The organism is Polaribacter vadi (assembly GCF_001761365.1).
GTDB classification, from domain to species: Bacteria; Bacteroidota; Bacteroidia; order Flavobacteriales; family Flavobacteriaceae; genus Polaribacter; species Polaribacter vadi.
Genome location: NZ_CP017477.1, coordinates 966,381 through 979,958, shown reverse-complemented (window position 1 = coordinate 979,958; position 13,578 = coordinate 966,381). Strand labels below are relative to the sequence as shown.

Sequence of the window (13,578 nt, the reverse complement as noted above, 5' to 3'; positions counted from 1 at the left end):
AAAGTTGTGTATTCTTTGCAAGAACATAAATTTTAAGAATACAATCAATTTGAAAATTGTAATTTTACCACGTAAAAATTAAGAAATGCAAAAATTTATTGGAACTGGTGTGGCTTTAATTACACCTTTTAAAGAGGATTTATCTGTAGATTTTGATGCGCTAATTAAATTAGTGAATTTTAATATCGAAAACGGAACAGATTATTTAGTAATTAATGGTACAACTGGCGAAAGCGCAACCATAACTAAAGAAGAAAAACAGCAGATTATAGATGTTATTATCAAAACAAATAATAAGCGTTTGCCTTTAGTTTTGGGTGTTGGTGGTAACAATACTTTAGAAGTTGTTAAAGAATTTAAGACAAGAGATTTTACAGGAATCGACGGAATTTTATCGGTTGCTCCTTATTATAGCAAACCAACCCAAGAAGGTTTTTATCAGCATTACAAAGCTTTAGCAGAAGCAACTGACTTACCAATAATTTTATACAATGTTCCTGGTAGAACAGCTAAAAACATGGAGCCTGCAACAACTTTACGTTTGGCAAAAGATTTTAGCAATATTGTTGGTGTAAAAGAAGCAGGAAATAATCAACAGCAATATAATACGTTGTTAAAAGACAAACCAGCAGATTTTTTAATAATTTCTGGTGATGATGATTTAGCTTTAGGAGTTGCATTAGCAGGTGGTTCTGGAGTAATTTCAGTAATTGGGCAAGCATTTCCAGCAGCATTTTCTAAAATGATAAATTTAGGATTGGAAGGAAAAAATAAAGAAGGTTATGAGATCCATTTCAAAATGATGGATATTGTTGACTATATTTTTGAGGAAAACAATCCTGCAGGAATTAAAACTGTTTTACAAGAATTAGGAATTTGTAAGAATGATGTTCGTTTGCCTTTAGTAAAAGCAAGTGAAAGTTTGCAAGCTAAAATAGCAAAGTTCGTTGCTGAATTTTAGTTTTCTTTAAAGAGAAGAGACAAGAATTAAATTTCAAAAACTCTATATTTTTGATGTTCTTATATGTTGATATATTTTAGAAACAAGAAACAACAAACTTCAAATCATCTACCAAAAATCAAAATTTACAATCTTAACAAACTTTTAGGTTCATTTTACCATTTATTTAGTTCTTTTTTATGGATTATTGCATTACAATTTAAAAGGTTTCAATTCGTTATAAGTAAGGTTGATGAAAATTTTACACAACTTGTTTAAAAACAAATGATAACACTTAATAGAGAAGTTTTATTTCAATAAAATAAATACTTTTATTATCCATAATTAATTACTAATTTTGCCCGATGCAAAAAATTAAAAATTTAGCGTGTTTATTACTGTTTAGTCTTTTGTTATTTTCCTGTGGAGAATATCAAAAAGTACTGAATAAAGGTACTGTTGAAGATCAGTATAAAATGGCTGTAAAGATGTACGAGACTCAAAAATATTCTAAGGCTTTGCGTTTGTTTGAGAAAGTTACACCTGCTTACAGAGGTAAACCTCAAATGGAACGTATTCAGTTTATGGTAGCTCAGTCTAATTTTAATGAGAAAAACTACACAGATGCTGGTTATTATTTTGATCGTTTTGTGAAAAATTATCCAACTAGCTCTAAAATAGAAGAAGCTTCTTTTTTATCTGCATACAGTTATAAATTGGCATCGCCAGTTTTTAGTAAAGATCCAACAGATACTAATAAAGCTTTAGAAGCATTTCAAAGTTTTATAAATACATATCCAGATTCTGATAAAATTGTTGAGGCAAATGCACATTACAAAGAATTAAGATATAAATTACAGAAAAAATATTTCGAAATTGCTAAAACGTATTATACAACTGCAGATTATGATGTAAGAAATTATAAAGCAGCAATTCAAGCTTTCGATAATTTATTGTCAGATTATTTAGGTTCAGAATTTAAAGAAGAAGCTTTGTATTACAGATTAAAAGCAGCTCACGATTTTGTTCTAAAAAGTTATGATAGAAGAAAACAGGAAAGAATTAAAGACGCTATTGAAGCTTACGAAAAGCTGAAAAGAAATTATCCAGAATCTCAATACATGGAAGAAGCTAATGAAATGTTAGCTGTTTTACAAAGCGAGAAGATAAGAATAGATGCTTTAATTGAACAACTAAAGGAAATCAACGTAGAAAACTCTAAAGAGAAATAACAAATTATGGATTATAAAGATACAAAAGCAGCAATAAGTACAGTTACTTATAACAGGAATCTTTTGGAAGCTCCAACTGAAAATATTTATGAAGCAATTTCTATTATTGCTAAAAGAGCAAACCAAATCAACGAAGATTTAAAAAAGGAATTAGTTGATAAATTAGAGGAATTTGCTACTTATAATGATAGTTTAGAAGAAGTTTTCGAAAACAAAGAGCAAATTGAAGTTTCTAAATTTTACGAACGTTTACCTAAACCAACTGCACTTGCTGTTGAGGAATGGTTAAATGATAAAGTTTATCATAGAAATCCAGAAGAAACAGTATAATGTCTGTTCTAAGTGGTAAAAAAATCCTTTTAGGCATTACTGCTGGAATAGCTGCATACAAAACGGCTTCATTAGTCCGTTTATTTATAAAATTAGGCGCAGATGTCAAAGTAATTATGACGCCTGCGTCTAAAGATTTTATAACACCTCTTACACTTTCTACACTTTCTAAAAATCCAGTTCATTCAACTTTTTATGATAAAGAAGAAGAAAATGAACTTTGGAACAATCACGTAGATTTAGGTTTATGGGCAGATTATTTTTTAATTGCGCCTGCAACTGCCAACACACTTTCTAAAATGGTAAATGGAACCTGCAATAATTTATTATTAGCAACCTATTTATCAGCAAAATGTCCTGTATACTTTGCACCAGCTATGGATTTGGATATGTATATTCATCCATCCACTAAAAATAGTTTAGAGAAATTACACTCTTTTGGTAATATTTTAATTCCAGCAACTTCAGGCGAATTAGCAAGTGGTTTAGTTGGCGAAGGAAGAATGGCAGAACCAGAAGATATTGTTGCATTTATAGAAAATGATATTCTTTCGAAGTTACCTTTAAAAGGTAAAAAAATACTAATTACTGCTGGTCCAACCTATGAAGCTATAGATCCTGTTCGTTTTATTGGAAATCATTCTTCTGGAAAAATGGGTTTTGCAATTGCAAATGCAGCTGCAAATTTAGGTGCAGAAGTTATTTTAATTTCAGGGCCAAGTCATCAACAAATACAACATTCTTTAGTAAAGAGAATTAATGTTATTTCTGCTGATGAAATGTATAAAGAATGTCATACTTATTTTAAAGAGGTAGATATTGCTATTTTATCTGCTGCTGTTGCAGATTATAAACCTAAAAATATTGCAGATCAGAAAATAAAAAAGAAAGATTCTACGTTAAGAATGGAGTTAACACCAACAAAAGATATTTTGGCTTCTTTAGGTGAAATTAAAGAGCATCAACTTTTGATCGGTTTTGCATTAGAGACGAATAATGAAATTGAAAATGCAAAAAATAAGATAAAACGTAAAAATTTAGATGCGATTGTGTTAAATTCTTTACAAGATAAAGGTGCTGGTTTTGCAACTAACACAAATAAAATTACTATTATTGATAAAAATTTAAATGAAAAACCATTTGAATTAAAATCGAAAGTGGAAGTTGCTAAAGATATTATGAATGAAATTGTTACAAAATTAGTTTAAAATATCTTATTTCCTCGAGTGCAGTCGAGAGGTTTAAAGTAAGGTTTTGACTGCGCTCGACCAGACATAGAAATATAAATTAAATATGCGTAAACTAGTTTTTCTTTTTTCTTTTGTATTCTTTACAATTAGCACAAACTCTCAAGAATTAAATTGTCTGGTAAATATAAATTACGAACAAGTTTCAGGTTCTAATTTACAGGTTTTTAAAACGCTAGAAACTGCTTTGACAGAATTTATCAACCAAACAAAATGGACGAATAGAGTTGTTCAAACAGAAGAAAGAGTAGATTGTGCCATGAATATTATTATTACTTCTAGAAATGATAATACATTTACATCATCTATACAAATACAATCAACAAGACCTGTTTATGGTTCAAGTTATCAAACGCCTGTTTTAAATTTAAGAGACAGCGATTTTACATTTAAATACAATGAGTTTGATCCTTTAATATATAATAAAAACTCTTTTGATAGCAATCTAATTTCTACAATCGTTTTTTACGTGTATACCATTTTGGGTGTAGATGCAGATACTTTTTCTGAATATGGTGGACAAGCTGAATTAGAAGAAGCTCAAAACGTTATGTTACAGGCGCAACAAAGTAATTTGGCTTCTTGGCAAAATGTGATTGGAAAGCAAAATCGTTTTTTATTGATTGATAATTTATTAGCTCCAAAACTAAAAGTTTTTAGAGATATTTTATATGATTATCATATAAAAGGTTTAGACAATTTTGGAACCAACAAAGAGTTCGCAAAACAAACGATAGAGGATAGTGTTTTAAAAGTAGAAAATATCTTTAACAAAACTGTTGGTAATTATTTAATACGTTTGTTTTTTGATGCAAAAGCAGATGAAATAGTAAATATTTATGCTGATGGACCAAGAACTAGAAACGCAATTAATTTAGTAGAATCCTTAAAGAAAATTTCTCCTAACAATAACTCAAAGTGGAGAAACATTGAGTAAGATTTTACTCATAAATTAAATACTTTGCTCTAACTTTTTTAAACGCTTCTAAATCTTTTTGCCAAGATTCTCTTATTTTTTCTTGAGATAAACCTTGCTCAATTTGTTGTTGTAATTTTGTATTTCCTGCATGAATTGTAAAGGTGCTTCCAAAGAATTTTTCTGTTTTTGGTGTTTTTTGATAGGCATCAAGTAACCATTGTAAGTCTATTTTATCTAATTTTTTTTCGTTCTGTAAATCTACACCATAACAAAGTTTACCATTTTCTTTTGGGTATTTAGATCCAAAATTTGGTTTTGGAGTATAGTTAAAATCGCTTTTTGGAAAAAAGGAAGCTCCATATCTTTGAAACTGAAATTCGGTTCCTCTTCCTGCATTTATAGTAGTTCCTTCAAAAAAACCTAAACTTGGGTATAGGTTTATAGATTTGTCATTTGGTAAATTAGGTGAAGGTCTTACAGCTAAATGAACATCAGAAGTATGTGTGTAATTTTTTAAAGGAATTACAGTTAAATCGCATTTAATTCCATTTTTAAGCCATTTTTCACCATTAATCATTTGTCCATATTCGCCAACAGTCATTCCATAAACCACAGGAACAGGATGTTTACCCACAAAAGAGCTGTGTTCCATTTCCAAAACAGGACCATCTACATAATGTGCGTTTGGATTTGGTCTATCAAAAATTAGTACAGGAATATTTAAAGCTGCACAAGCTTCCAGAACATAATGTAAGGTAGAAATATAGGTATAAAAACGAACGCCCACATCTTGAATATCAAAAATAACAACATCAATATTTTCTAATTGTGCTGCTGTGGGTTTTTTATTTTTTCCATAAAGAGAAATAATTGGCAAGCCTGTTTTGGTGTCTTTGCCATCTTTTACAAGTTCTGCTGCATCTGCTTCTCCTCTAAAACCATGCTCAGGAGCAAAAACTTTTTTTACGTTGATACCTAAACTGATTAAACTGTCCACAATATGAGTAAAGTCTCCTTTTTCTATCTTTTTTCCTCTTTTTTCAATGATTGATGTTTGATTCCCAACAACAGCCACTTTTTTTCCTTTTAAGATTTTTACATATGCATCCGTTCTTTCAGCTCCAGTTTTAATGGATACATCTTCTTTCTCAGAATTTTGAATCTGAAACTCTGAACTTTGATTTTGTGTTTTTTGTGCACAAGAAATCAGCTGGAAATTCAGCAACAAAAACAAGATTAAATATGTACTTTTGAAGGGTTTAAAATCTATCATCAAATTGAATTACGAGTTATTTATAGCAAAACGTATTATTGCTGGCAAAAAGTATAAAAATAGTATTTCTTCACCTATAATAAAAATTGCAATTACAGCAATTGCGTTGGGAATTATTATTATGCTAATTGCTGTGGCTACAGGTTTAGGCTTGCAATATAAAATACGAGATAAAATGGCTGGTTTTAAAGGCCATGTTCAAATTGTAAATTACGATAATAACAATTCTGATGTTTCTACAACACCTGTTAATAAAAACCAAGACTTTTATCCGAAGTTCGATAGCATTTCAGGAATTAAAAATATTCAAGTATTTGCAAATAAAGGGGGAATTTTAAGAACAGAAACCGATTTTGAAGGCATCATTTTTAAAGGAGTTTCTACAGATTACGATTGGACTTTTTTCGAAGAATATTTACTGGAAGGGAAAGTGCCAGATTTTAATCAACCAAGAACAAAAGAAGTGTTGCTCTCGCAAACGATTGTAAATCGATTAAATTTAAAATTAAACGATACTATTTTAGCTACTTTCTTAAAAACTGAGAACAGCAAATTACCATCCAATAAAAAATATATTATTTCAGGAATCTATAATTCTGGTTTTGCACAGTTTGATAAAAGTTTTATGATTGGTGATATTAGAGAAGTGCAAAGTCTCAACAAATGGACAGAAAATCAAGTTGGTGGTTTTGAGGTTTTATTAGATAATTTTGATGAAATTGATCAAAAAGGAAATGAAATTTATTCAAAAATAGGTGTTACTTTAAATAGTAAAACAATAGTAGAGACTTATATAAACGTATTTGAGTGGATCAAGCTTTTTGACAATAATGTGTGGTTTATAATTGCTATTATGATCGTAATTGCAGGGATTAATATGATAACTGCTTTGCTTGTTTTAATATTAGAACGTGTGCAAATGATTGGTATTTTAAAAGCTTTAGGAAGCACCAATACAAGTATTAGAAAAGTGTTTTTATACAATGCATCTTATTTAATTTTAAAAGGTCTTTTTTGGGGAAATGTTATTGGATTATCTATAATATTTATACAGCATTATTTTAAAGTAATCACTTTAAATCCAGAAACCTATTATGTAACAACAATGCCAGTTTATATTTCTTTTACAGCAATTATTCTGCTAAATATTGGTACCTTGTTTTTATGTTTTTTAATGTTGATAATTCCATCTTACATCATTACAAAAATAGAACCCTCAAAGTCTATTAAGTTTGCATAAACTTCACATTTACCTATTTAAAAAATTTTACCTTTGCATTTGTAAATTAAAGAAATGAAGTACGCAGAAAATATATTAGAAACTATTGGAAATACTCCCTTAGTAAAATTGAATGTTTTAACAAAAGAATTGCCATGTTTGGTACTTTCTAAATACGAAACATTTAATCCTGGAAATTCAGTAAAAGATAGAATGGCTTTGCAAATGATTGAAGATGCAGAAGCAGATGGCCGTTTAAAACCTGGAGGAACTATTATTGAAGGAACTTCTGGAAATACAGGAATGGGTTTAGCTTTAGCTGCAATTGTAAAAGGTTACAAATGTATTTTTGTGATGGCTGATAAACAATCTAAAGAAAAAATAGATATTTTAAGAGCTGTTGGTGCAGAAGTTGTGGTTTGTCCAACCAATGTAGAACCAACTGATGCTCGTTCTTATTATTCAGTCTCTAAAAGGTTAGGAGAAGAAACGCCAAATTCTTGGTATGTAAATCAATACGATAATCCTAGCAATACAAAAGCACATTTTTTAAGTACAGGACCAGAAATTTGGGAGCAGACTGAAGGAAAAGTTACTCATTTTGTTGTTGGAGTAGGAACAGGAGGAACTATTTCTGGTGTTGGAAAATATTTAAAAATGAAAGCCAAAGAAGCAGGAACTACTGTTAAAATTTGGGGAATTGATACGTATGGTTCTGTTTTTAAAAAATATCATGAAACTGGTGTTTTTGATGAAAACGAAATCTATCCATACATTACAGAAGGTATTGGAGAAGATATTTTACCAAAAAATGTAAATTTTGATGTTATTGATGGTTTTACAAAAGTAACAGATAAAGATGCAGCCATTTACACACAGCGTTTGGCAAAAGAAGAAGGCATGTTTTTAGGGAATTCTGCTGGAGCTGCTGTTAAAGGGTTGTTACAATTAAAAGAACATTTTACAAAAGATGATGTTGTGGTTGTGTTATTTCACGATCATGGAAGCAGATATGTTGGTAAAATGTTTAATAATGATTGGATGAGAGACAGAGGTTTTATTGAGGAAGAAGTTAAAACTGCTGCAGATTTAATTAATAATCATCATGATAAACCATTAATAACAGTGCAGACTGAAGAGTTAGTTTCACATGCTATTGAGAGAATGAAAGGAAATAAAATTTCACAGATTCCTGTAAGAGACATGAATGGTTTTGTAGGTTCTGTAGATGAAACAGATTTATTACATCACTTTATATCGGATAAAAAGAATGCACATATTCCTATCAAAGAAATTATGGGAAAACCATATCCTATTGTTAAAAAGTCGACAAAAATTGATGTTATTTCAAAATTAATATCCAAAGAAAATGACGCTGTTTTGGTAGATTTAGAAAATGGTAATTATCATATTATAACAAAATACGATATTATTAGTGCACTTTAAACAACGATAAATACATGCATTTTAAAGTTATAAAATGCCCAATCGTCGAAAAAGGAAAAGTGTAATTTACAATCTCTCTATATTTGTAGTGTATTTAATTAATAAGTACAAATAATTAATCATAAGTTGGGGGATTTATAGATTGACTAGAAAAACGGCTAAATTTATTTAGCCGTTTTTTGTGTTTTATAATTTATTTTTAGAACTTCTAACACACAGTTTTTTGAAGATTTTTTTTTAAAAGTTAAACCTAAACTTTAAAATTTATATATTAATTTTTAATTAAATATATGTAATATTAATGAAAATTTTGTATATTTGTAATGTATTTAGTTCACATAAAATTAAATATAACGCAATTATTATAAGTTGGGGGATTTATAAATTGTACAAAAAAACGTCTGAATTTTATTCAGGCGTTTTTTCTTTTTTAAGTCATCACAAACTTTTATTCTACACTGAATTTGGATGTATTTTTAATGTAAAGCATATTAAAGACTGTTTAACGTGTTTCTATTACATCTTAACAAATAACGAGAGATGTATTTAATAATATTAGTTTCTTTGTATTGGGTTTATTAGAAAATGCAAATACAAGTTAAGGGATGTATTTGCAACAGTAAAACGTTTAACTATAGAAGTTAAACGTTTTTTTTGTTAAAAATTTTTTATTAATTTTAAAAAAAATGACATATTTATTTTAATTGAAGAAACTAAGAAAATATTTTTGTTAAATATTTTTTTAAGACTATTTACCCAAAATCAATTCTTCTATTTTTAATTTATTTACATGATATTTTTAAAGTGCATATAAATAATTATAAGTTAGAGAAATTTAAAATAGCTAGCTTTTAGGAGATTGTCTAAAGTTAATTTTTTTAGACGATTTTTTTTTCACATTATTATTAAATAATAGTTATTATATTTAAACTTTATATAATTAAATAATCCATCATGAAATTTTTTAAAATTTTACTTCTTTTTTTTATTATCATATCTTGTAAAAAAGAAAAAACGAATACCACTAATAATGAAGATATGGTAAGCAAGGCCCAAGCAATTCATCAAAAAGTTATAACATTAGATACACATGTAGATATTAATGTAGCTAATTTTACAGATGATAAAAATTATACTCAAAAATTGAATAACCAAGTAAACCTTCCAAATATGGAAGAGGGTGGTTTGGATGTTGCATTTTTTATAGTGTATACAGGTCAAGGAGAATTAACTAAAGAAGGGTATGATAATGCTTACAAAAATGCAATGAGTAAGTTTAATGCCATTCATAAACTTACTAAAGAAATTGCTCCTAAAAGAATTGGTTTAGCAACAACATCAAACGAAGTTAACGCCATTTATAAATCTGGGAAAAAAGTTGCAATGATTGGTGTAGAAAATGCGTATCCTATTGGAACAGATATTAGTAGAGTGAAAGAATTTTACGATTTGGGTGCAAGATATATGAGTCTTTCTCATAATGGACATAGTCAATTTTGTGATTCAAATACAGGAGAAGAAGATGATATTTGGTTGCACAATGGTGTAAGCGATTTAGGAAAAGAAGTTATTAAAGAAATGAATAAATGGGGAATGATGATTGATGTTTCTCATCCTTCCAAAAAAGCGATGAAAGATATGATTGAGCTATCTAAAGCACCAATTATAGCTTCACATTCATCTGCAAGAGCTCTTTGTAATCATAGTAGAAATTTAGATGACGAACAATTACAATGGTTAAAAGAAAATGGAGGTGTTGTACAAACTGTAGCTTTTAGTGCATATGTAAATACCGAAAAAGATAAAAAGTTTAAAAAAGCTTTAAGAGGTGAAATGGACCTTTTAGCAAAAGAACAAAATTTAAATTTAGTTCCTAGAAATGAAATTAGAAACTTAGAAGGAAAAGCGCAAGAAGATGCAATTGCAACCTATACACAGTTATCTAAGGAAGCAAAAAATAAAATGAAATCCTCAGAAAATGCGCCAGTAAATGTTGCAGATTTTGTAGATCATATAGATTATTTAATTAATAAAATAGGTATTGATCATGTTGGAATTAGTTCAGATTTCGATGGTGGAGGAGGAGTTGATGGTTGGAATGATGCTTCCGAAACTTTTAATGTTACACTAGAGTTGGTGAAAAGAGGTTATACAGAGGCTCAAATTGCACAACTTTGGAATGGTAATTTATTACGTGTTTTAGATGAAGTTGAAGCTGTTGCTAAAAAAATACAAGCAGAAGAAATTTAATGAATTTAATGATATAAAAAAACCATCTCATAAAGAGATGGTTTTAAATCAACTAATTCAAATAATTTACACAATGAAAAGGTTTACTACGTCTTTTCATTTTAAGAATTATCAAGCTTCGTGCCAAAAATATATTTGAATTTATATTTTTATTTTTTTAACAATTAAATAGCATGTTTATGTGCCTTGTAAGAAGAACGTACTAAAGCACCACTTTCTACATACATAAAGCCCATTTCTAAACCAATAGTTTCATATTTTTTAAACTGTTCTGGTGTTATAAATTCCTTAACAGGTAAATGTTTTTTTGTTGGCTGTAAATATTGTCCAATCGTAATAACATCACAATTTACTGCACGTAAATCTTTCATGGTTTGTATTACTTCCTCTTCTTTTTCTCCTAAACCTAGCATTAAACCAGTTTTAGTTCGCATACCGTTTTCTTTTAGGTATTTTAAAACCCCCAAACTTCTATCGTATTTTGCTTGAATCCTTACTTCACGAGTCAACCTTCTTACAGTTTCCATATTATGAGAAACCACTTCAGGATGCACTTCTATAATTCTATCAATTTGTTTTGTGTTTCCTTGAAAATCAGGAATTAAAGTCTCTAATGTTGTATTTGGGTTTGCTCTACGAATTGCATCCACAGTTTCTGCCCAAATAATAGAGCCACCATCTTTTAAATCATCTCTATCTACAGACGTAATTACAGCATGTTTAATGCTCATAATTTTTATAGAACGAGCTACTTTTTCAGGTTCATCCCATTCAACAGTTTCTGGTCTTCCCGTTTTTACACCACAAAAACCACAAGAACGAGTACAAATATTACCTAGAATCATAAAAGTTGCAGTTCCTTCTCCCCAACATTCGCCCATATTTGGACAGCTTCCACTTGTACAAATAGTGTTTAGTTTATATTTATCAACCAAACCTCTTAATTCCGTATATTTTTTACCAACAGGTAATTTTACACGCAACCATTTTGGTTTTTTAGGTCTTTCAGGAAGTACTACAGTTTCTATTGCCATTCTTTCTTCTTTTGAAATGCAAATTTACGAAGAAATGATTTAAATCCTTGTTAAAATCAAAACACTAAACCGATTAAATTTTAGTGTTTATTTTTTATTAAAGACCATTTTTATTTTTCCAAGAAGTATATTCAGAAGCAATTAAATTTTTTGGCCAGTTGCCATACCAAGAATAGCCAGTTCGTCTTTCTTGTTCAATTTCTGCCAAGGTACTTTTCTTAACTCCATCTCTGCCACAGAAAAAAGGTAAATTGGTTTCTAAATCGTAAAATCTAGCCCATATTATATTTCCTGGAGATGAAACAACTACCACATCATTTCCAGTATTTTTTGTTGCAATATCAAAAAGTCTAACATCTTCAAACCATTTTACAGCATCTTTTACTGCTTGTATAATTTCAGAGGATGGGTTTTCGACTACCATAAGTGTTCTTACAATTCCAACTGACTCTGAACCACTATTAGAGGCTAACTCATAAGATCTAGCAGTTTCTGCTAAGAGCGTAACTTCATCATATTGAGCACACCAAGCAGTTTTAATACCTTTTACAATATTTTGAGTTTTTAAAATTACATCAATTCCCTTATCAAAAGCAGTTGTAGCTTTATCTATATAGGCATTGTCTAAAAGATTCGTATTGTTTTTTCCTTTAGAAATATCCCACATTAAATTCATAACATTAACCATAGCATTGTCATTAAATGTAATTTGATGCCTGTAACCACTTTTATCTGGATAGTATTGAGGCCAACCACCATTTTCATATTGTGCTTCAAAAAGATAGTCTAATGCTTTATTTACTGCTTCTAAATAATTTGGATTATTTGTTGTTTTATAAGAATTCAATAAAACTCTAAGTTCTCCAACAGTATGATTATTATCTATTGTTGTATCTGTATTGTCTTTTGTATTATGAGCAGTGGCTATTTCACCAGCAGTTTGTATGCGTTTGTAACCAGAAAAATCATTATAAGGTTCTTTTGCCCAACCACCATTATTTCTTTGCCATAAAAGCATATTTTCTGCTTCTAAAATTGTTTGATAAACAGGAGCAATTCCAGAAATATTAATTTCAAGTTCACCTTTTGTACCACTACCATCTGTAGCAGAAGCAGAAACCGTTATTTTACCATTTTCTTTTGGAGTTAACAAACCTTCATCATTAATAGTAGCAATACTTTCATCAGATACTGACCATATCACAGCTTTATTATCGGTCTCATTTGGTAAAATAGTTACAGATAATTGTAAAGGGTTTCCATCTATTATATTACTTCCATTAATGGTTATACTTTCTGCTAAAACAGGTGGTCCTGCAATTCCATAAATTATTATTTTTTTTTCAGCAGAAACACCAGAACCATCTTTGGCTACAACTTTTACAATAACTTCACCATTTGAAATTGCTGTTAACAAACCAGTTTCAGAAACTTGTGCAATAGAGGTCTCTAAAACACTCCAAGTAACAGCTTTATTATTTGCGTTATTGGGTAAAACACCAACTGTAAGTTGAGCTGAACCACCATTGGTAATATTGCCTCCGTAAATAATAAGTTGTTTTACCAAAATATTTTCTTCGAGCTCTTCCATTATACTTTCATTAGAACAACTAAAATTAAAAGCAAGAATTGATAAAAAAAGTATTTTTAATACTTTATGAAACCTTTGTGTTTTGTTTTTTGTAATC

11 protein-coding genes are annotated in these 13,578 nt (G+C 29.4%); 8 read left to right on the top strand and 3 right to left on the bottom strand.

Going from position 1 to position 13,578, the window contains the following annotated elements:
- Positions 1-85 precede the first annotated feature (85 nt).
- The 5 genes from dapA (at position 86) to porD (ending at position 4,686) form a co-directional block, all read left to right on the top strand.
- The gene (dapA, locus tag LPB03_RS04450; protein ID WP_065319081.1) at positions 86-961 is read left to right on the top strand and encodes a 4-hydroxy-tetrahydrodipicolinate synthase; all 876 of its coding nucleotides are present in this window, start codon (positions 86-88) and stop codon (positions 959-961) included.
- 344 nt (positions 962-1,305) lie between these two features.
- Entirely contained in the window at positions 1,306-2,172 is an 867-nt protein-coding gene (locus tag LPB03_RS04440; RefSeq protein WP_065319083.1) for an outer membrane protein assembly factor BamD, read from the top strand.
- Positions 2,173-2,178: 6 nt separating this feature from the next.
- Positions 2,179-2,502 (top strand): DNA-directed RNA polymerase subunit omega, encoded by a 324-nt coding sequence (locus LPB03_RS04435; RefSeq protein ID WP_065319084.1) that lies wholly within the window; start codon positions 2,179-2,181, stop codon positions 2,500-2,502.
- Positions 2,502-3,710 carry a bifunctional phosphopantothenoylcysteine decarboxylase/phosphopantothenate--cysteine ligase CoaBC gene (gene coaBC / locus LPB03_RS04430; protein WP_065319085.1) on the top strand — a complete coding sequence of 403 codons (1,209 nt, stop codon included), beginning with the start codon at positions 2,502-2,504 and terminating at the stop codon, positions 3,708-3,710. The genes LPB03_RS04435 and coaBC overlap by 1 nt, the downstream gene beginning before the upstream one ends.
- An 85-nt stretch (positions 3,711-3,795) precedes the next feature.
- Positions 3,796-4,686, top strand: a complete 891-nt coding sequence (gene porD / locus LPB03_RS04425; RefSeq protein WP_065319086.1) for a type IX secretion system protein PorD — start codon at positions 3,796-3,798, stop codon at positions 4,684-4,686.
- A gap of 4 nt (positions 4,687-4,690) precedes the next feature.
- Here the strand turns inward: porD and LPB03_RS04420 are convergent, their stop codons facing one another.
- Entirely contained in the window at positions 4,691-5,941 is a 1,251-nt protein-coding gene (locus LPB03_RS04420; protein WP_065319087.1) for an exo-beta-N-acetylmuramidase NamZ family protein, read from the bottom strand.
- A 4-nt stretch (positions 5,942-5,945) separates the two neighbouring features.
- On the opposite strand from LPB03_RS04420, the gene LPB03_RS04415 reads away from it, so the two are divergent.
- From LPB03_RS04415 to LPB03_RS04405, 3 genes are all read left to right on the top strand, one after another.
- The gene (locus LPB03_RS04415; protein ID WP_065319088.1) at positions 5,946-7,181 is read left to right on the top strand and encodes an ABC transporter permease; all 1,236 of its coding nucleotides are present in this window, start codon (positions 5,946-5,948) and stop codon (positions 7,179-7,181) included.
- A gap of 54 nt (positions 7,182-7,235) precedes the next feature.
- Positions 7,236-8,606, top strand: coding sequence for a pyridoxal-phosphate dependent enzyme (locus LPB03_RS04410; protein WP_065319089.1), 1,371 nt, complete (start codon positions 7,236-7,238; stop codon positions 8,604-8,606).
- A 954-nt stretch (positions 8,607-9,560) separates the two neighbouring features.
- Positions 9,561-10,856, top strand: coding sequence for a dipeptidase (locus LPB03_RS04405; RefSeq protein ID WP_065319090.1), 1,296 nt, complete (start codon positions 9,561-9,563; stop codon positions 10,854-10,856).
- Positions 10,857-11,020: 164 nt separating this feature from the next.
- Here LPB03_RS04405 and lipA read toward each other — a convergent pair whose 3' ends face one another.
- Positions 11,021-11,890, bottom strand: a complete 870-nt coding sequence (gene lipA, locus LPB03_RS04400) for a lipoyl synthase (protein ID WP_065319091.1) — start codon at positions 11,888-11,890, stop codon at positions 11,021-11,023.
- Positions 11,891-11,987: 97 nt separating this feature from the next.
- Entirely contained in the window at positions 11,988-13,481 is a 1,494-nt protein-coding gene (pelA, locus tag LPB03_RS16505) for a pectate lyase (protein ID WP_170324204.1), read from the bottom strand.
- Positions 13,482-13,578 lie beyond the last annotated feature (97 nt).